We start from the raw sequence: 17,934 nt of genomic DNA, 5'->3' as shown, positions 1-17,934 counted from the left end.
AAGCCCCGTGCCATCGATACTAAACTGTTAAATTTCAATAGCTTGGATAAATATTGATTCTTTAGCGTCAGTCTTCTGACGAATCGATACCGCGGTTAATCCCGTACTTGCGCATTTTCTCAACCAAGGTCGTACGGCGGATACGCAAGCGTTCAGCCGCCCTGGCCACGATGCTGTTGCATTCATCCAGCGCCTGCTGAATCAAGGTCTGCTCCAAACCACCCAGGTACTCTTTCAGGTCAAGGCCCTCTGGCGGCAGAAACGCAGGACTATCCAGACCGACCAGACCATTGAATGCCTCGTCGCGCTCATCCTCTTCGCCACGCAACTGGCGCAGATCTTCCTGATCGTCTTCGACATAGCGAAACTTGCGTGGCAGCTCGCCCACACCGATCACACCGTGCGGATGCATGATGGCCATGCGCTCAACCAGATTGGCCAACTCACGCACGTTACCCGGCCAGTCGTGCTGACACAGCGACATTATCGCCGAGGTACTGAAACGAATGGAGCCGCGCTTTTCTTTCTCGAGGCGCGTAATCAGCTCATTAAGCAGCAGCGGCAGATCTTCGATACGCTCGCGCATGGCCGGCATTTCGATGGGAAAGACATTCAGGCGATAAAACAGATCTTCACGGAAGCTACCCTGCTCAATCATCTGCTCCAGATTTTTGTGCGTCGCGGCGATCACGCGCACATCAGCAGTCTGCACCTTGTTGCTACCGACACGTTCAAAGGTACGTTCCTGCAATACGCGAAGGAGCTTGACCTGCATGGGCAGCGGCATATCACCAATTTCATCCAGAAACAGTGTGCCACCCTGGGCCAGCTCGAAACGTCCAGCACGGGAGGTTATAGCCCCGGTAAAAGCACCCTTTTCATGGCCAAAAAGCTCACTTTCAAGCAGTTCAGCCGGAATTGCGCCGCAATTGACCGGCACAAAAGGCTGGTCCTTGCGGCGTGAGTGGTAATGCAGATTTCGTGCGACCACTTCCTTGCCGGTACCAGACTCGCCCAGAATAAGAACAGTAGCCTCGGTATCGGCTACCTGCTGCATCATCTGACGAACCGACTGAATACTGCGACTGGTACCGACCAGACTCCGAAAAAGATCCGGCTCACGCTGGCGCTGACGATTGCGTTCGTCAAACACCTCGCGATACACCTGGGCACGGTGCAAAGCATCAAGCAGTTGATTGTAGGTCAGCGGGGGATCCAGCACAGCCAGAAGACGTTGCTTAAGGTGATCAGGCCACTGGCTGGCCTGATCAGCCCGCAGCAGAATGGCAGGCAAATTCTCATCCCAACGATCCAGCTGGCTAAGCAGATGTTGCACGCCTTGAGCCTCGGCACAATGGCCCAGGATCACACACTTGAAGCTACCGGGAGGAGCGCTCCGGGATTGGATCTCTTGCTGCCAGGCCGAGGAATTGGTTACCAGGCTTTCTTCGCCCAGAAAGGCCAACACCACGCTTATATCGTGGCAACTCTGAGGATCATCATCAATCAATAGAATATGGCTGTTGGGCAACATGGGCGTTGTGGCCATCCTTTATACACGCAGTCAAAGCAAAGCAGCTTGATAGCGCATTGCCACTGAATTGTTCTTGGTTCAAAGGTAGTCAGATTTGGCGCAACAGTCAAATAGTTGGCACGTCTTTGTGACGAACAACAGACAATGACACATAACCTGGAAATATTTGGCAGCTTGACTGGCAGCTTGGCCTGCCGTCAGCAGTGACTCAGGAGAACATCTGATAGACCCGAGCGCTTTGCTTGTTGCGCTGCAGATCCTGCAACTCTTCCGCCAGCTTGCCCTGAATGGCCTGCACCAGGGCAGTCACTTCGCGGTAGGTACTCAACAGGCTGTCCAGTGCATCGGCCAGATCCTGGTCGTTGCGCTCGGGCTCCGCCATAGCCTGGGATACCAGTTCTCGACACAGGCGATCAATATCGCCGACCTGCTGCCAGTCACCCGACTGCACGGCCTCGATAAGCGCTCTGTGGGTATCCTGCAACTGCTCTACGGCGACAGCCATGCCTTTCTCCTCAGGATTGACGAATACCGTCCCAACCTTCCTTCACGTCGCGCAGCAGGGCTGCAACTTCGTCCAGTATAGCGGCATCGTTGTGCAGGTTGGCAATACTCAAACGCTGCAGCATAAAGCTGTACAGGTTATCGAGGTTGCTCGCCAGCTCGCCACCCTTGCTCAGGTCCAATGAATCGCGCAAACCGCTGATAATGCCCATGGACTTGCCGATCAATTCACCCTTGAGCGGGATATTGCCGTGCTGCATGGCACCCTTGGCTTGGGCAATGCGCTGCAGACCGCCCTCGAACAACATCTGGATCAAACGGTGCGGATCAGCTTCGCTGACCTGAGCATGCACATTGACCGTCTGGTATTGCTTCATTGCAGCATAGGCATTCATCGGGGCTTATCCTGAAGGTTGTGGCACATGCTTCCTATATCGGCAGCACGGCTGAAACTTTAGGAAATTCCTGATTGATTTGGCCAGTAACAATGAACGGACTCAGGCCGGTTCGATAGCATCCCAGGCCGTCTTGATGTCGACCAACAGCCCCAGTACTTCGTCCAGGGTCCGTGGCGTTTCATCGAGCGCAACGCCTGCCAGCTTGCGGGTCATATAGTCGTACAGGGCATCCAGATTCTCGGCAATATCGCCACCCAGCTCCTTGTCCAAAGAACCCTGCAGGGCACCGATAATGCTGATGGTGCTGCTGACAGCCACACCGCGTCGCTCAGGATTGCCCGTGGTTACCGCATGGCGCGCCAGCTTCAGACGCTCAATGGCACCATCCAGCAGCAATTGCACCGCGCGGTACTGGGATACCTCCTGGGATACATTGACCTGCTTGTAGGTATCAATAGGGCTTTTCATCGGTTGTTATCCTGTCTGACCACACCTGGCAGGTTGTTCAACTGACCTGCGAGATAATCACTGGTCTGGCTGAGCTGTCCTACCAGGGAATCCATGGCATTGAATTGTGCCAGCAGTCGGCTTTCCATCTGCCCTACCCGGCGGTTGAGTTGCTCACGCTGGCTGTCAACACTGGCCAGGGTGTTCTGCAAGGCCTTGGTTCGGCTTTCGAGAATACCACCCGCCTCGGCATAGGGTTTGACCTTGCTTTCCAGCCGCGCCATCAAGCCATCCTTGCCGGTCAAAAAACCGTTGAGCTGATCGAAGTTATCGGCCAATACCGCGTCAAGACGCGCATCATCAATCTTCAGACTGCCATCACGCTGGGTGGAAATACCCATGTCGGCCAGAATACGCAGCGGACCGTCTCCTGATGGACTGCCCAGTTCCGAACGGGTAGCCGTCATAAACGAACGCACAGAAGCATCACCCACCAGCGCAGCAGCCAAGGGCTGCCCCTCGTCACCGCCCACCGGCGTCACTTTGGTCAGGCTTTCAATGGTGCCCATCAACTTGTTATACGCTTCAACGAAGCGTTTGACCGAGTTTTTAACTCCAGCCCGGTCCTCACCCACGGTCAGATTGACGGTATTGGCATTACTTACGTCTTCAGCAGACTGGGCACTTTTAAGCGTCAGGGTTACACCCTCGATCACGTCATCAATCACATTGCCGGCACTGGTAACAGCAATGCCGTCTATCGCCAGGCTGGCATCACGGGCATAACTGATCACTCGAGGATCGCGGGGGTTATCTGGATCCGCATCGGGTGCGACAAAATCCGTTGTTGGCGGCACACTGAAGTCCAGAACCGAGAGATCCCCAGTGGTTGAGCTGGATGTGACGTTGATATCGTTGCCCGTACCAAACTCCGAGGAGCTTAGTACCAACCGTGCACCACCCACACCACTGGGGTCATTGACAATGGTGGCACTGATACCAGCGCTCTTGCCTGCCGTATTGATGGCATCGCGAATGCCGCTAAGGCTGTTATTGGCTTCGCTGATGTTCAGATTGAGGGTCTTGTCGCCAGCACTGATGGTCATGCTGCCGGTGCCGATGGCCGCGGCCGGATCATCCACGCCGCGCAGGGCGACTTTGCTGGTCTGTGCCAGGTTGAATACCTGAACACTGTAATTGCCAGCAGCGGCCTTGGCGTCAGCAGACACGGTAAAGATGTCAGTCTTGCCGGAGGATGCAGAGCGCTTTTCAAACAAGGCGGGGTTGTTCAGGTCCTTCAGAACATTCTGAAATTCGGACAGGGCGCTGCGAAACTGGCCCAAACCTGAAAATTTTTCGGTCGTTGCCCGCTCCAGCCGATTGAGCTGCGCGGTTTTGGGTGCTTTTTCAGAGTTCACCAAGGCATCAACAATGCCCTTGATGTCCAACCCTGAACCAATACCCGTAATACCTGTAATAGCCATGACTTACCCCTGCGACCGAAAATTGACGGTCGATTAACCGAATTGCGTGTCCCGGTTAGTCAGGCAAGTACTGTGCCAGTCAAACCGGCAGACAGGGTTTAAGCCTCTGCCTCAAACAATAAACTGCGCACCTCGGACAGATTCTCTGCCAGACGCAACGCTTCTTCCGAGGGGATCTGGCGGATCACATCACCGCTGGTTGCCTCGGTTACATTGATAACAACCTGACCACTGGTGTCGTCCAACTGGAAGTTGATGTCACGACGGACCGACTGGACAAAGTCCTGAATATCGGCGACCGCACTTTGCAACTGGTCACGGTCCACTGCGGCACTTTGCTCAACGGCTAAAAGGGTTTGCGTCCCAACTGCTTTGGAGGCGGAAGAGACCAACGCAGCATCCATCTGCTTGCCCGACGTACGATCAGCTGCAGCCACTTCTTGCGCATTACCACTGCTGGCACTGCGGCTAACATCGAAGGGTTTCAGTATGCCCATGTCCATGGTGCTTACCTCGCAAAGGATAAAGCGGGGGGAAGGTTACCCCTCCCCCCGCAGTCTAACCCCGATCGACCCTTAGCCCAAGAGGCTGAGGACGGCCTGGGGCAACTGGTTGGCCTGAGCCAGAATCGCGGTACCAGCCTGCTGCAGAATCTGGTTCTTGGTCAGATTCGCGGTTTCAGCAGCAAAGTCGGTGTCCTGGATCCGGCCACGGGCGCCAGCGGCGTTTTCAGACACGTTCTGCAGGTTGCTGATGGTCGACTCGAAGCGGTTCTGAATCGCACCGAGGGAGGCGCGGGTCACGTCCACTTCCTGCAGGGCGGCGTCGATGGTGGCAATCGCTGCCTGAGCACCGTCTACAGTGGTGATATCGATCTTCTCAACCGAATTGGCAGCCTGAGCACCTTCAGCGACACCGGCAGCAGTAGCGCCAGTTGTGAAGCCAAGGTTAGCCACACCCCCTACGTTACCTGTTGTATCAGTGATGGTGACATCCGCAGTCGCACCTTTGTCAGTGGTAACAAAGGACAGACGGCCCTGATCAACAGTGGCTCGTACTTCGCCGCCCAGGTTGGCATTGTTGGCGATCTTCTGGTTGATGTTGTCAGCCAGCGACTCGAGCGTTGTGTAAGTACCTGCATCGATGGTTATAGTCTCTGCTGCACCGCCATTCACGGCGATATCAAACTGGTTATTACCCACTACAGCTGGCGTGGTCGCGGTTCCAAGAGCGTTAGAGCCACCTACATCAGTAGCATCACCCGCTGTGCCATCGACTACGTTCAGTGCCAGCGCATTAAAGTTACCAGCCACTGCATCTTCAGTAAGGACCAATGCACCAGTGGTACCGTCGAAGGTCGCTGTGGCACTGATACCTGCGGCTGTCAGAGCGTTATTGACGGTGGTCAGGTTGTTTGCAGCAACCCCATCATTGAGGGTGATGTCAGCAGTTGTGTTATTGCCGTCGGTGATGGCGAAGGTGACAGGCGCACCGCTGAGATCTCCGTCAAGATCGACGGTACCGGTGAAGACCGAAGCAGACCCAGCTGATCCAGCAGAGCCAGTCGAGATAGTCAAACTGGTTGGTGCGGCACCAGAAGTCAATGCAGCAGCAGTAGCTTCACGGCTGGCCTTGGTGCCCAGATCGGTAGTACGGAAGCTGTCGATCTTGACGCTGATGGTTTCGTTGGCCTGAGCACCGACCTGGACGTTCTCGGCGAAGCCGCCGTCAAACAGGGTCTTGCTGCCGAAACGGGTAGTAGTAGAGATACGGTCCAGTTCGTTTTTCAGCTGAACCATTTCGTCGTTAAGTGCCTTGCGCTCTGAGTCGCCATTACCGCCGTTGGCTGACTGAAGAGACAGGTCACGCATACGCTGGAGAATGTTGGTGGATTCCTGCAGGGCGCCTTCCGCGGTCTGAGCCAGGGAGATACCGTCGTTGGCGTTACGTACTGCCACGCCCAGGCCGTTGATCTGGCTGGTCAGACGGTTAGCGATTTGCAGGCCGGCCGCATCGTCTTTGGCGCTGTTGATGCGCGAACCGGAAGACAGACGCTCCAGAGAGGTCTGCAGATTGCTCGAAGACGTACCCAGGTTACGCTGGGCGTTCAGGGAGGCAACGTTAGTATTAACTGTAAGAGCCATGGTGTAGTACCTCTGTGGACCGTGTTTATGTTTGCCTGAGCTTGCGACTCGCGGGCCGGCTTTGCCCAGGCACCCATTGAGTTCGCGTTCAGTTACTGTATCGGCGCTGCCATCAGGAGCTTTAGGGAATTTTTAAAAAAAGTTTTTTGTTGGCTTGACAATCAGTTAGCTACCCAAAAAACCCTTCCCTGCGCACCTGACAAGCAATTGACGTCAACAGATGCGATACCGATATACCTGTATCGACAATTAATAGAAAAACTTGAGCCCTATTGCGCTAACACGCAAACCCAGAACAAGGTAGTCCTTGGGCAGCCGGTCAGGCCTTGAACGCGAACGGGTTTGGCATGGGAAACCTGCAGGCCTCTTTTCGCGCTCAAGCGCATTCCTACACCACCCCACCCCGGTAGGAGCGGGCTCGACCGCGAAAGGGGTTTGGCCTGGGACAACCTGCCCTCCAATATTCGCGCTCAAGCGCGCTCCTACAAACACCAGCCACAACGGTAGGACCGGGGCGGCCGGCCAGGCCTTGAACGCGAACGGGGTTAAGTCTGGACAATATATTGACTCAACAAAAAGGCAGCCCTGAGGCTGCCTTTTTCTAACGCCGGTGTATTACCCAAGCAAACTCAGAACCGCCTGCGGCAACTGGTTGGCCTGGGCCAGAATCGCGGTGCCGGCCTGTTGCAGAATCTGGTTCTTGGTCAGATTCGCGGTTTCGGCCGCAAAGTCGGTATCCTGGATCCGGCCACGGGCACCCGCAGCGTTTTCTGCCACATTCTGCAGATTGCTGATGGTCGACTCGAAGCGGTTCTGGATTGCGCCGAGGGACGCACGGGTCACATCCACCTCCTGCAGCGCCGCATCGATGGTGGCAATGGCGGCCTGAGCACCTTCCACTGTGGTAATGTCGATTTTCTCGACCGAATTCAGTGCCTGGGCACCCTCGGCCACACCCTCGGCCGTCAGGGCCAACGGATCGGCGACGGCAAAGCCCAGGGCAGCCAAACCACCATCATCGACCAGATCGATCCGGGCATCGGCCCCCTTGTCGGTAGTGACAAACTGCAAGCGGCCGGCATCGACGTTTGCTCGCACCTGACCGCTCAACGTGCCGTTGCTGGCTATCTTTTGATTGAGATTGTCAGCCAGGGACTCCAGCGTAGTGTAATTCCCCGGATCAATATTGATCGTTTGCGCCGGACCACCATTGACCGAAATTGCAAAAGCCCCTGAGTCTCCAACTACCCCTTGAACCGAGGATCGGCCTGCTCCAAAGAGTGCATCAGCACCCGTGCCAGAAATAGACAAGGATTCACCAAGCAAATCCCCCGTTTGGGTAAGAGTCAAAACACCACTTTCACTACTTACCTCAAGTCGCCCGGCTAGCCCCGCATCTCCATCAATTTCGCCCTGAATATAGTTTACAAGGCTATCTATATCTCCGTAGTCCTGATCAAGGTCAATGGAAAGAGTATCACCACCAAGATCAAGTACAACTGATGCCGCGGGCGGACCGGCAACAGCGTTATTCGATTGAAGAACAGAGCCAAATGAACGCCCTCCTGCAGCGCTACTGGAAACAATAATATCAACACCCTGAAAACCTGAGCCGCTATCCACCTCCCGCAAACCAACAAAATTGCCCTCGAAAAAAGCCTCGATACTTGTAATACCGGCATTATTGATAGCAATCTGAATCGCATTGGACAGTTCGGCTGCATCGGTATAGATGTCTGAGGTACCACTAGTACTGATGGAAGGCACAAAAATATTCGCCGATGAACCGTCGGGCAACTGGTTGATCGTGATGGTGTCATTAGCTGGGAAGTCAAGAGTGGCAGGACTACCAGGCGTTACTGCCCCATCCCCTAAAAATGATGCTGCAACACCGGAATAATCCAGTCGCGCAGCTCCGGCACCCACAATCGCGGATGCTGAGCTTGGGGTGCCAACAACAAGACTGGAAGCACCGCTACCCGCCGACAATCGCGCGGAGGTCGCCTCACGGCTGGCCTTGGTCCCCAAGTCGCTAGTGCGGAAGCTATCGATCTTGACGCTGATGGTCTCGTTGGCCTGGGCGCCGACCTGGACGTTTTCGGCAAAGGCACCGTCGAACAGGGTCTTGCTGCCGAAGCGGGTGGTGGTCGAGATACGGTCCAGCTCGTTTTTCAGCTGCACCATTTCATCATTCAAGGCCTTGCGTTCGGAGTCGCCGTTGCCGCCATTGGCTGACTGCAAAGACAGGTCACGCATGCGCTGGAGAATATTGGTCGACTCTTGCAACGCGCCTTCCGCCGTCTGCGACAGTGAAACCCCATCATTGGCATTGCGCACGGCCACACCAAGACCATTGATCTGGCTGGTCAGACGGTTGGCAATTTGCAGGCCGGCGGCGTCATCCTTGGCGCTGTTGATACGCGAGCCCGAAGAAAGCCGCTCCAGCGATGTCTGAAGATTACTCGATGAGCTACCCAGATTGCGCTGGGCATTAAGTGACGCCACATTGGTATTGACCGTAAGTGACATAGACCGTACTCCAAAAATCCATTAGGACCGCACACACCACAACCAGCCGGTACGCGAAGGCTATTTATCAGCATCTGTATGGATAATCGGCTGAGCAGATTAAAACTTGAGGAGAAAACTGGATTTTTACGGTGATGGTGACGACTGCGGCACACACTGCTCATCGGCTAACGAACCTAAAAACGCCCCCTGCTTGGCTTGAAAAGGAGGGGGCGAGGCGCAACTACCTGCCGTTCAGGTTAGAACGGATTCATCGAATCAAACATGGTTTTTTCTGCGTCAGCCGCCGCGGCACGCAGCTTGATCAGGTCCTTGATCTTGCGGTGCGGGAATACATAGAACTGATTGTCCTCGACCGCCTTGAGAGTCATCTCGGCGATGTCGGCGGCCTTGATCTTGCCCTTCTCTACTGCCGCCTTGATCGCGGCGGCGCGTTCGGCTGCCACTTCCACGCGCTCCAGGGTGTCGGCCTTGTCCGCCGGACGGTTTCGGGCAGAATCATGGATGCCGGTGGGGAAAAACGCCGGACAGAGTACCGTCACACCTACGTTGTCAGCGCCCACATCACGCAGGTCCAGCGCCAGGGTTTCCGATAGAGCAACCACTGAATGCTTGGTGACGTTATAGATACCCATGCTCGGGCCGTTCAGCCAGCCAGCCGCAGACGCGACGTTGACGATATGGCCTTCACCCTGCTCGATCAGCATCGGGGTAAAAGCCTTGACGCCCCAGGCCACGCCATAGAGGTTGACGCCCATGACCCATTCCCAGTCGGCCACGGTATTCATCCAGACCGGACCACCGACGCTCACACCGGCGTTGTTGAAGATCACATGGGCGGCACCGAACTGCTGCTTGGCCAGGTCGGCAAAGGCCTGCACCTGCTCCAGTTTGGAGACATCAAGACGCATGGTCGCGGTTTGGGTGCCGGGGCTTTGCGCTTCAACCTGGCGCTGGGTTTCCTGCATGCCGGCTTCATCCACATCGCCCAGCACCAGCTTCATGCCACGGGCGGCACAACGCAGTGCCAGCTCACGCCCCAACCCACTTCCACCGCCAGTAATGGCGGCGACCTTGCCACTCAAGTTTTGCATCCGCCTGCTCTCCTGTCATTCAGCAGCCCAAAAGCAGGCCGCACATATTATAAGTTCAATGAATAGCATGCCTAACTTGCCCCGTGCCAACCATATTAATTAGTCACGGTGATCTGCCTGGATTAATCAGCACCGCATCGCGCTGCCCTTACTGAATGATCTATAGTGAATTTGATCGTCCCATGCGAAAAGGAATCGCCATTGTGAATCGGATGCATTTTGCCTGCCTGCTTTGCTGCCTTTTCACCAGCCCACTGCTGCTGGCTCGCCCAATCATACTCACCACCGACATATTTCCACCCTATCAAGTGCAGGAAGATGACCTGCTGCGCGGCAGCTCCGTAGAGGCTTTGGCATGTATTTTCAATGCTATGCAACAGCCCTTTGAAATCCGCGTGATGCCCTGGGAGCGCGCCATACACGAAGTCAGCCAGAACCGATCAGACGGCTTTTTTTCCGCCAGCAAAATGCGTCGGGCCAGTGACTTTGCCGTACTCTCCGCCCCACTGGCACTCGAGAAGTGGTACTGGTACAGCAACGCCGATGTGCGCCCTCGGCGCACCAGCACAGATCAACAACAGAATCAGCGTATTGGTGCTGTGCGCGGCAGCAATCAGGTGGCGTGGCTGCAGGAGAATAGCTATCACATCGAACAACAGGTCAGCTCCACCGAGCAGCTATTGAAGCTGCTGCAGCGCGGTCGCATCGATGCTTTCCTGGCCGACCAACGCACCCTGCGTACCGAACTGACGCGACTGCCGCTGGGCTTGCGTCCAGCCCATGACCATTTCCAGCAATACGCCAACCTGGGCGTGTACTTTTCCAGCAGACTGATCGCCGAGGAGCCCGATTTTCTTGACCGATTCAATCACGAAATATTTCACTGCCTGCCTGAACGGCATACGCTGACCGCTGAAGAACAACAGCGCCTGCTAAGCTTGCATGAGCAGCTGTTCAGCGATTGGCTGCTGCAACCTGAACTGATTACAGCGGTCATTGCCCAGAACCGCTTGCATCAGAACATGAGCATTCCGCAGGTGCTGGCCCAAGACCGCCAATGGCTTGAAGAAAATCGCAGTAACAACCGCGTGTTGATCAACAGTGTGTTGGCGCACCCATTGTCGGCCAGCTTAAAGGAGCGGCAAAACGCCAGCGCCGAATTGATTACCGAAATCATGGTCACGGATAACCTTGGTTTGAATGTCGCCATCAGTGAGGTGACAACAGACTACTGGCAAGGCGATGAAATAAAGTTTTCTGACGCCTTTTTCAGCAAAAGCACCCGCTCGGTAATCGGCCCATTGGACTATGATCAATCCGCCCAGAGTTATCAGGTGCACATCAGCAGTCAGATTCGTAATCCTGAAAATGGAGAGGTGATCGGTGTGCTGATCCTCGGCCTAGATATTCAGCAAGCGCTGAAAATACCGGAAGCTTACTGATGCGATGCACCTGGCTGCCCCTTATGCTGCTGGCCTCAGTCTTGAGTGGTTGTGCTATCAAGGACCCGAATCCTGTACCTCCGGGCCTGGCCCGCGTGCTGTTCAGCAGCGCACCCGCTGACCAACTGAGCGCCTACCGGCTTAACGGGGAACTGGTGCGCAGCCTGCACTTTGCCGACCTGACGCCCGGAGAACATAGCCTGCAGTTGCGCTATCGATTCGAGCTGCCTGGCGGCGCCAGTCTCAATGGATTTGGTGAGCCACGCTTTCGCACCTGCATAATGGCACTGGCCTATGACGACTTTGCCGCCGGCAAGCCTTACCTGGTCAGAGCCGAGCGGCGCGGCATGAGGCCTGTCGCCTGGCTGGAAAACACCGAGGGCGAACGCCTGGTTCGCGCCGATGTTCTGCGTTGCGGTCCGGGTGTGTAAAAGAACCTAAACCCAACCGCGTGAACGCCAGTCTTCGATCCAGCCAAAGTCGCCATCGACCGGACGGTACTCAGCAGCCAGCCAGCCCTTGTAACCCGCCTGTTCCAGCGCCTCGAGACCAGCGGCAAAGTCGATCTGACCGCTACCCGGCGCGCCACGGCCTGGCAGATCGGCGAACTGCACATGACCAATACGTCCAGCCAGAGCAGTCACGGCATCCGCCAGGGCGATGCCCATGCGCTGCATATGATAGAAGTCCAGCTGCGCTGACAGATTGGGATGGGCAACGCGCGTCAGCATGCTCGCCAATTCCTCCGCAGTGGCCAGTACAAACCCGGGCATATCGTGCCGGTTGATGGCCTCACAGACGACCCCGATACCCAGCTCGGCAAAGGCATTGGCCGCTGCCGCCAGATTATCCGCCAGACAATCCAGCGCCACAGCGGGCTCCAGCCCCTGCTCCAGGCATCCCGGCAGCACATTGACCCGCAGAGGCCTGACATGCTCGGCATAGGCCAGCGCCTGCTCCAGCGCGCGGGCAAAGTCGTTGCGCCGTGAGGGTACGCAGGCCAGCCCCGGGCCACCCTGTAGCAGATCCCCGGCAGGCAGATTGATCAACACCAACGGCATGCCACTGCGCTGCAACGCCTGATGCAACTCCGGGGCCGGACAGTCATAGGGAAACTGTATTTCCACGCCGGCAAAGCCCGCATGAGCAGCGGCCACAACGCGTCTGCTCAGCGGCTCGGCGGTAAACAACATTGACAGATTGGCAGCCAGCGGCCAGACCATATGCAGACTCCCATGATGACCTTTGCAATCCGCATCTTAGCCTCGTTGGTTGCAAAGTGCGTGCTACAATCGCGCCACGCCCCGTCAGGACTCGACATCCGGATGGGAGTCTTCCGCTATTGAACCGGAGAAATACCATGTCGATGATCAAAGGCCACATGGCCACTTTGGCGGGCCTGTGCCTGTCTGCTGCCTGCCTGTTTTCGTCCTTTACTGCCAGCGCCGAGCAGAGGGTTCTGCGAGTATCCGCCATACCTGATGAAGCCCCCACTGAACTGCTGCGCAAATTCGAGCCGCTCGGCGCTTACCTGGAGCAGCAATTGGGTATGCCGGTTGAGTTTCAACCCGTCTCTGACTACGCCGGCGTCGTCGAGGCTCTGGGCTCAAAACGTCTGGACCTGGCCTGGCTCGGCGGTTTTACCTTCGTTCAGGCGCGCCTGCGCACCGGCGATGCCATTCCGGTTGTACAACGCGAACAGGATGCGGTCTTTACCAGTACCTTCATTACCGCTGACCCGACCATCAACAGCCATGCCGATCTGCAGGGCAAGAGCTTTGCCTTTGGCTCGGTGTCGTCTACCTCTGGCCATCTGATGCCGCGTTTTTTCATGCAGCAGGACGGCCTGGAGGTTGACCAGTACCTTGGCCGTGTCGGCTATTCCGGTGCCCATGATGCCACCGTCGCTTGGGTTGAATCCGGCCGCGTCGATGCGGGCGTGCTCAACGCCTCGGTCTGGGACAAGCTGGTCGCAGAGGGCAAGGTCGATACCGACAAGGTACGCGTCTATCAAACCTCACCGACCTACTTCGATTACAACTGGACGGTGCGCGGCGATCTCGACCCCGAGCTGGTTGAACGCATCAAGCAGGCCTTCCTGGCACTGGACCCGGAAAACCCCGAGCACAAGGTCATTCTCGACCTTCAGCGCGCCAGTCGCTTTATCGAAACCCAGCCCGAGAACTATCAAGGCATCGAAGCCGCAGCACGGGCAGCCGGTCTGCTGCAATAAATCATGGGTATTGACCTGCAAGGGGTGGGCCTGACCCACCCCGATGGCCATGTTGCGCTGCAGGATATCTCCCTGCAGATCACCGCTGGTGAACGGGTTGCCATCATTGGCTCCTCCGGCGCGGGTAAAACCACCCTATTGCGGCTGCTCGGTACTGGGCTTATGCCCAGCCGAGGCTGCCTGCATGTGCTCGACAGCGAACCGGCCAAGCTCAAAGGCCGAGCGCTGAAACAGCTGCGAACACGCATCGGCCTGATTCATCAAAGCCCACCGCTGCCGCCCCGGCAACGGGTGATCACCGCCGTACTGGCCGGTCGACTGGGGCAGTGGTCTCTGCTGCGCGCCCTGCTATCGCTGTGTTTCCCCCTGGATATCCCCGGCGCCCGTGCCGCACTGGCACCGCTGGACTTGCAGGACCGTCTGTTTGCCCGCTGCGACCAGCTGTCCGGCGGCCAACTGCAACGGGTGGGCATTGCTCGAGTGCTGTATCAGGGTGCTGATCTTCTGCTGGCAGACGAGCCGGTCTCGGCCATGGACCCGGTGCTGGCTGACCATACCTTGGGCCTGCTCAACCGCCTGGCCGAAGAGCGCCAGATCAGCCTGGTCGCCAGTCTGCATGCGGTCGACCTGGCGCTTCGGCATTTCCAGAGGGTAATAGGCCTGCGCGATGGACGCGTTCTGTTCGACTGCGCTGCCGCGGACGTCAGCCCGGCTGACCTGACAGCCTTGTACGGCAATGTCAGTCTGGCCACACAGGACATTGAAGGCCCGCTGGCAACAGATCCTGCGCCAAGTCTGGCACCGCCTCGATGTCTTTGATTTCAGCCCGTGACCCACGGGATCCTGCCCTGCTGCCACGCCTGGCCATGGGTCTGCTGGCAGTATTGTTGCTCTGGCCGGGTCTGCTTTTGACCGAGTTCGATCTCGGCCTGTTGTTTGATCCGCGTAACAGCAGCACCCTGGGTCGCTTCCTCGCCGGCTTCTGGCCACCGGATCTGTCCGCCGAGTTTCTTGCCATGCTGGGCAAGGCCACCCTGGAAACCCTGGCTATGGCCACAGCCGGGCTAGCCCTGGCGCTGACCCTGGCCATTCCTCTCGGATTGCTATCAAGCAAGGCGCTGTCGGTGTCGGCTGTGATCCATGGCCGGTCATCACGCTGGTCCAGCGCCGCACGCTACCCGGTACGACTACTGCTGATGCTGCTGCGCAGCATCCCTGAAATCGTCTGGGCACTGCTGTTTGTGCGCGCCGTCGGTCTGGGGCCAACGGCCGGGGTGCTGGCTATTGCCATTACCTACAGCGGCATGCTCGGCAAGGTCTTTGCGGAAATCTGCGAGTCAGTTGATCAACGACCGGCCAGAGCCCTGATGCAGAGCGGCAGCTCTCGCTTGAGCGCGTTTTTCTATGGCATCCTGCCACTGGCGGCCCAGGAGCTGACCTCCTATACCCTGTACCGCTGGGAATGTGCAGTACGCGCCTCGGTGATCATGGGCTTTGTCGGCGCTGGCGGCTTGGGTCAGATGATTGATCTGTCGATACGCATGTTTGCCGGCGGCGAAGTGGTCACTATTCTGCTGACCTTTCTGCTGCTGGTGTTACTGGCCGACCAACTCAGCACGCTGCTACGACGGCGGTTGGCATGAACAGACGCCTGGAATCCCTGCTCTGGATCAGTGCCCTGGCAGCCGCCCTGATTGCCTCATTCAGTTACCTGAATCTGGATCTGGGCGGTTTACTGCGCGGCGACAGTCCCAGCCAGATGGCTGCCTACGCCAGCGCGTTCTTCCCCCCTGATCAGTCACCGGACTGGCTGCGGCAGATTGGCTGGGGTGCGCTGGAAACCCTGGCCATATCCGCCATCGGCACCCTGTTGGCCGCGCTCGCCGGCGCCGCCTTGAGCCTGCTCGCCGCCGGTCGTCTGGGCTACCTGGCCAAGCTGCTATCGCGCTTGCTGCTGAATGCCCTGCGCTCGGTCCCGGAATTGGTCTGGGCGGCACTGATGGTACTGGCCGCCGGACTGGGGCCCTTTGCCGGCACCCTGGCCATCGCCCTGCATACCAGCGGTGTGCTCGGGCGGCTGTTTGCCGAGGCGCTGGAAAATACCCCGAACGCGCCAGCCCAGGCGCTACGCGACAGTGGTGCAGGGGCTGTTACCGCATTCTGCTACGGCACCTTGCCCGCGGTCATACCGCAATGGCTGGCCTACAGCCTGTATCGCTGGGAAAACAATATTCGCATGGCCGCGGTATTGGGCTTTGTCGGCGCTGGCGGTCTGGGGCAGATGCTATACGTCACCCTCAGCCTGTTTCAACAGCCTCGGGCACTTAGCGTGATCATTGCGATGTTGTTGATGGTACTGCTGGTTGATGCCTTGAGTGCCTGGTGGCGCAGCCGTCTGGGCTGAACGCTCAGTTTGCCGCCCGCTCCTGCACCAGCACCCAGGGACGGATAACCACCGCCCACAGGCTGTCCGGGTTGCGTGTCGCCCAGTCTGCGGCCTGCGCATCGCTGGTCGCCTGCAGTTGCTGCGCCTGCATCCAGTCTTTGACCTTCTCGGCACGATCGGCAATCAATGCCTCGGCCACCGTCACCAGATCCAGCTCCGCGCTCACCGTCAGCGTTTGCCCTGCAGCAAAGTGAGGCTCCAGCGCCTTCCAGTCGATGGGTGCTGTTGCACCTAGAATCGCAGCATAGGTATCACTTGGGTCTGTCATGTAATTACTCCTATCTGACATTTATTCCAGCGCATCTTAACCGGCCAGGCCAGCCTGGCAAACATTGAACCCGGCTAAAAGGCACAGGCACTGGCAACACGCGCGCTCATCTCGAATTGAACATGCTGTAAAGCACCGGCTTTATGCCGTATGGTAAGCACGAATAACGATATCTCTGGATGCCATCGTGTGGCGTGACAGCGCCAACCCGATCTGGTCATGGATGCGCTGGCAGCCCGCTCAGCCCGACCATCGATATGGCACATCATTGAGCGAGAAGATGCTATGAAAAAGGCCGCCACACACTCCCTTCCCAACCTCCTGGCAGCCCTTGTCCTGACCTGCAGCGGTTCAGTTGTCATGGCAGACACGATCAAGATTGCTCTGGCTGGCCCTGTTACCAGCCCGGTCGCCGATTATGGCGATATGCAGTTTGTTGGCGCGAAAATGGCCATCGAGCATATCAATGCCGCAGGCGGGGTCAACGGCAACAACTTCGAGGCTGTTATCTTTGATGATGCCTGCGATCCCAAGCAGGCCGTAGCAGTGGCCAACCGGATCGTCAGCCAAAACATCCGCTTTGTTGTCGGCCACCTTTGCTCCAGCTCCACCCAGCCTGCCTCACGCATTTATGAGGAGGAAGGTATCCTGATGATCACCGCTGCCTCGACCAGTCCCGAGATTACCACCCATGGTCATCAACTTTTATTCAGAACCATCGGCCTGGACAGCCTGCAGGGCGATATCGCCAGTGATTACATCGTTAACCAGATAAGACCTGCAACAGTCGCCGTACTGCATGATGGCAAGCAATATGGCCAAGGCATTGCCGGAGTAGTCCGCTCACAACTGAGCGCAGCCGGTATTGAAGTTACCTTGTTTGAACAGATCAACGCGGAGCAACAGGATTTTTCCGAACTGATAAGCCGATTGCAAACGGCTGGTGTTGATTTCGTTTACTACGGCGGCTATCACGTTGAGCTCGGATTGCTGTTGCGTCAATCGGCTGAACGTGGTTTCGATGCCCGCTTCATGGGGCCGGAAGGTGTGGGTAACAGTGCTATTTCAACCATTGCCGGAGCCGCCGCAGAAGGCCTGTTGGTGACGCTGCCCAAGGCCTTTGACCAGGACCCGCGCAATGCTGAGCTGGTTGAGGCGTTTATTGCCAGAAATGAAGACCCTACCGGCCCCTTTGTTTTCCCGGCCTACGCCGCTGTTCAAGTGATTGCCGAAGGGATCAGGCTGGCTGGCAACAGCGAGCCTCCCGACGTGGCCGAAGCGCTGCGAAACAATCGCTTTGAAACGCCCATAGGCACCCTTGAGTTTGATACCAAGGGTGATCTTCAGACCTTCAGCTTTGTGGTCTATCGCTGGCATGCCGATGCTAGCAAAACCGCCCTTACGCAATAGC

General features: G+C 57.2%; 18 protein-coding genes. 7 read left to right on the top strand and 11 right to left on the bottom strand.

Annotated features, from left to right (window positions below):
* Window positions 1-67: 67 nt before the first annotated feature.
* The 9 genes from AC27HQ_RS04650 to AC27HQ_RS04610 all read right to left on the bottom strand — a co-directional run bounded on the left by AC27HQ_RS04650 (window position 68) and on the right by AC27HQ_RS04610 (window position 10,134).
* Window positions 68-1,534 (bottom strand): sigma-54 dependent transcriptional regulator, encoded by a 1,467-nt coding sequence (locus AC27HQ_RS04650; RefSeq protein WP_487154849.1) that lies wholly within the window; start codon window positions 1,532-1,534, stop codon window positions 68-70.
* A gap of 208 nt (window positions 1,535-1,742) precedes the next feature.
* Window positions 1,743-2,039 (bottom strand): flagellar protein FliT, encoded by a 297-nt coding sequence (locus AC27HQ_RS04645; protein ID WP_487154847.1) that lies wholly within the window; start codon window positions 2,037-2,039, stop codon window positions 1,743-1,745.
* Window positions 2,040-2,049: 10 nt separating this feature from the next.
* On the bottom strand, window positions 2,050-2,433 hold the full coding sequence (gene fliS / locus AC27HQ_RS04640) for a flagellar export chaperone FliS (protein ID WP_487154846.1): 384 nt from the start codon (window positions 2,431-2,433) through the stop codon (window positions 2,050-2,052).
* 102 nt (window positions 2,434-2,535) lie between these two features.
* Window positions 2,536-2,904, bottom strand: coding sequence for a flagellar export chaperone FliS (gene fliS / locus AC27HQ_RS04635; protein ID WP_487154845.1), 369 nt, complete (start codon window positions 2,902-2,904; stop codon window positions 2,536-2,538).
* Window positions 2,901-4,367 carry a flagellar filament capping protein FliD gene (gene fliD, locus AC27HQ_RS04630; protein WP_487154844.1) on the bottom strand — a complete coding sequence of 489 codons (1,467 nt, stop codon included), beginning with the start codon at window positions 4,365-4,367 and terminating at the stop codon, window positions 2,901-2,903. The genes fliS (AC27HQ_RS04635) and fliD overlap by 4 nt, the downstream gene beginning before the upstream one ends.
* A gap of 98 nt (window positions 4,368-4,465) precedes the next feature.
* A complete protein-coding gene (locus AC27HQ_RS04625) occupies window positions 4,466-4,870 on the bottom strand; it encodes a flagellar protein FlaG (protein ID WP_487154843.1) in 405 nt (134 codons plus the stop codon).
* A 72-nt stretch (window positions 4,871-4,942) separates the two neighbouring features.
* Window positions 4,943-6,511, bottom strand: a complete 1,569-nt coding sequence (locus tag AC27HQ_RS04620; RefSeq protein ID WP_487154842.1) for a flagellin N-terminal helical domain-containing protein — start codon at window positions 6,509-6,511, stop codon at window positions 4,943-4,945.
* Between the two features lie 615 nt (window positions 6,512-7,126).
* Complete coding sequence (locus tag AC27HQ_RS04615; RefSeq protein ID WP_487154841.1) at window positions 7,127-9,040, bottom strand: flagellin N-terminal helical domain-containing protein; 1,914 nt, start codon at window positions 9,038-9,040, stop codon at window positions 7,127-7,129.
* Between the two features lie 239 nt (window positions 9,041-9,279).
* Window positions 9,280-10,134: an SDR family NAD(P)-dependent oxidoreductase gene (locus AC27HQ_RS04610; protein ID WP_487154839.1), complete on the bottom strand. Its 855-nt coding sequence runs from the start codon at window positions 10,132-10,134 to the stop codon at window positions 9,280-9,282.
* Between the two features lie 203 nt (window positions 10,135-10,337).
* Here AC27HQ_RS04610 and AC27HQ_RS04605 point away from each other — a divergent pair, with 203 nt between their 5' ends.
* Together AC27HQ_RS04605 and AC27HQ_RS04600 are read left to right on the top strand one after the other, a co-directional pair.
* Window positions 10,338-11,576: a substrate-binding periplasmic protein gene (locus AC27HQ_RS04605; RefSeq protein ID WP_487154837.1), complete on the top strand. Its 1,239-nt coding sequence runs from the start codon at window positions 10,338-10,340 to the stop codon at window positions 11,574-11,576.
* On the top strand, window positions 11,576-12,007 hold the full coding sequence (locus tag AC27HQ_RS04600; protein WP_487154836.1) for a PA0061/PA0062 family lipoprotein: 432 nt from the start codon (window positions 11,576-11,578) through the stop codon (window positions 12,005-12,007). Before AC27HQ_RS04605 ends, AC27HQ_RS04600 begins: the two co-directional genes overlap by 1 nt.
* Before the next feature lie 6 nt (window positions 12,008-12,013).
* On the opposite strand, the gene AC27HQ_RS04595 is transcribed toward AC27HQ_RS04600, so the two are convergent.
* Window positions 12,014-12,799 (bottom strand): hydroxypyruvate isomerase family protein, encoded by a 786-nt coding sequence (locus AC27HQ_RS04595; protein ID WP_487154835.1) that lies wholly within the window; start codon window positions 12,797-12,799, stop codon window positions 12,014-12,016.
* 143 nt (window positions 12,800-12,942) lie between these two features.
* On the opposite strand from AC27HQ_RS04595, the gene AC27HQ_RS04590 reads away from it, so the two are divergent.
* From AC27HQ_RS04590 to phnE, 4 genes are read left to right on the top strand one after another with little or no spacing between them, the layout of a single operon-like run.
* A complete protein-coding gene (locus AC27HQ_RS04590; protein WP_487155014.1) occupies window positions 12,943-13,809 on the top strand; it encodes a putative selenate ABC transporter substrate-binding protein in 867 nt (288 codons plus the stop codon).
* 3 nt (window positions 13,810-13,812) lie between these two features.
* Window positions 13,813-14,628 (top strand): phosphonate ABC transporter ATP-binding protein, encoded by an 816-nt coding sequence (locus tag AC27HQ_RS04585; protein ID WP_487154834.1) that lies wholly within the window; start codon window positions 13,813-13,815, stop codon window positions 14,626-14,628.
* The gene (locus tag AC27HQ_RS04580; RefSeq protein WP_487154832.1) at window positions 14,619-15,452 is read left to right on the top strand and encodes a PhnE/PtxC family ABC transporter permease; all 834 of its coding nucleotides are present in this window, start codon (window positions 14,619-14,621) and stop codon (window positions 15,450-15,452) included. The genes AC27HQ_RS04585 and AC27HQ_RS04580 overlap by 10 nt, the downstream gene beginning before the upstream one ends.
* Complete coding sequence (gene phnE / locus AC27HQ_RS04575; RefSeq protein WP_487154831.1) at window positions 15,449-16,213, top strand: phosphonate ABC transporter, permease protein PhnE; 765 nt, start codon at window positions 15,449-15,451, stop codon at window positions 16,211-16,213. The genes AC27HQ_RS04580 and phnE overlap by 4 nt, the downstream gene beginning before the upstream one ends.
* A 4-nt stretch (window positions 16,214-16,217) precedes the next feature.
* Here phnE and AC27HQ_RS04570 read toward each other — a convergent pair whose 3' ends face one another.
* Window positions 16,218-16,523 carry a DUF2288 domain-containing protein gene (locus AC27HQ_RS04570; protein WP_487154830.1) on the bottom strand — a complete coding sequence of 102 codons (306 nt, stop codon included), beginning with the start codon at window positions 16,521-16,523 and terminating at the stop codon, window positions 16,218-16,220.
* Between the two features lie 285 nt (window positions 16,524-16,808).
* Here AC27HQ_RS04570 and AC27HQ_RS04565 point away from each other — a divergent pair, with 285 nt between their 5' ends.
* Window positions 16,809-17,933: a high-affinity branched-chain amino acid ABC transporter substrate-binding protein gene (locus tag AC27HQ_RS04565; protein ID WP_487154828.1), complete on the top strand. Its 1,125-nt coding sequence runs from the start codon at window positions 16,809-16,811 to the stop codon at window positions 17,931-17,933.
* Window position 17,934: the final 1 nt, after the last annotated feature.

The sequence above is a fragment of the Halopseudomonas sp. 4NH20-0008 genome (assembly GCF_057548395.1).
The sequence above is the reverse complement of the archived record's forward strand: the minus strand, read 5'-3'. Positions and strand labels throughout refer to the sequence as shown.

Bases quoted from the DNA above. Each gene is read 5' to 3' on its own strand.
- AC27HQ_RS04650 (WP_487154849.1), bottom strand. From the start codon at position 1,534: ATGTTGCCCAACAGCCATATTCTATTGATTGATGATGATCCTCAGAGT.
- fliS (WP_487154846.1), bottom strand. From the start codon at position 2,433: ATGAATGCCTATGCTGCAATGAAGCAATACCAGACGGTCAATGTGCAT.
- AC27HQ_RS04595 (WP_487154835.1), bottom strand. From the start codon at position 12,799: ATGGTCTGGCCGCTGGCTGCCAATCTGTCAATGTTGTTTACCGCCGAG.
- phnE (WP_487154831.1), top strand. From the start codon at position 15,449: ATGAACAGACGCCTGGAATCCCTGCTCTGGATCAGTGCCCTGGCAGCC.
- AC27HQ_RS04625 (WP_487154843.1), bottom strand. From the start codon at position 4,870: ATGGACATGGGCATACTGAAACCCTTCGATGTTAGCCGCAGTGCCAGC.
- AC27HQ_RS04590 (WP_487155014.1), top strand. From the start codon at position 12,943: ATGATCAAAGGCCACATGGCCACTTTGGCGGGCCTGTGCCTGTCTGCT.
- fliD (WP_487154844.1), bottom strand. From the start codon at position 4,367: ATGGCTATTACAGGTATTACGGGTATTGGTTCAGGGTTGGACATCAAG.
- AC27HQ_RS04585 (WP_487154834.1), top strand. From the start codon at position 13,813: ATGGGTATTGACCTGCAAGGGGTGGGCCTGACCCACCCCGATGGCCAT.
- AC27HQ_RS04645 (WP_487154847.1), bottom strand. From the start codon at position 2,039: ATGGCTGTCGCCGTAGAGCAGTTGCAGGATACCCACAGAGCGCTTATC.
- AC27HQ_RS04580 (WP_487154832.1), top strand. From the start codon at position 14,619: ATGTCTTTGATTTCAGCCCGTGACCCACGGGATCCTGCCCTGCTGCCA.
- AC27HQ_RS04615 (WP_487154841.1), bottom strand. From the start codon at position 9,040: ATGTCACTTACGGTCAATACCAATGTGGCGTCACTTAATGCCCAGCGC.
- AC27HQ_RS04600 (WP_487154836.1), top strand. From the start codon at position 11,576: ATGCGATGCACCTGGCTGCCCCTTATGCTGCTGGCCTCAGTCTTGAGT.
- AC27HQ_RS04610 (WP_487154839.1), bottom strand. From the start codon at position 10,134: ATGCAAAACTTGAGTGGCAAGGTCGCCGCCATTACTGGCGGTGGAAGT.
- fliS (WP_487154845.1), bottom strand. From the start codon at position 2,904: ATGAAAAGCCCTATTGATACCTACAAGCAGGTCAATGTATCCCAGGAG.
- AC27HQ_RS04565 (WP_487154828.1), top strand. From the start codon at position 16,809: ATGAAAAAGGCCGCCACACACTCCCTTCCCAACCTCCTGGCAGCCCTT.
- AC27HQ_RS04570 (WP_487154830.1), bottom strand. From the start codon at position 16,523: ATGACAGACCCAAGTGATACCTATGCTGCGATTCTAGGTGCAACAGCA.
- AC27HQ_RS04620 (WP_487154842.1), bottom strand. From the start codon at position 6,511: ATGGCTCTTACAGTTAATACTAACGTTGCCTCCCTGAACGCCCAGCGT.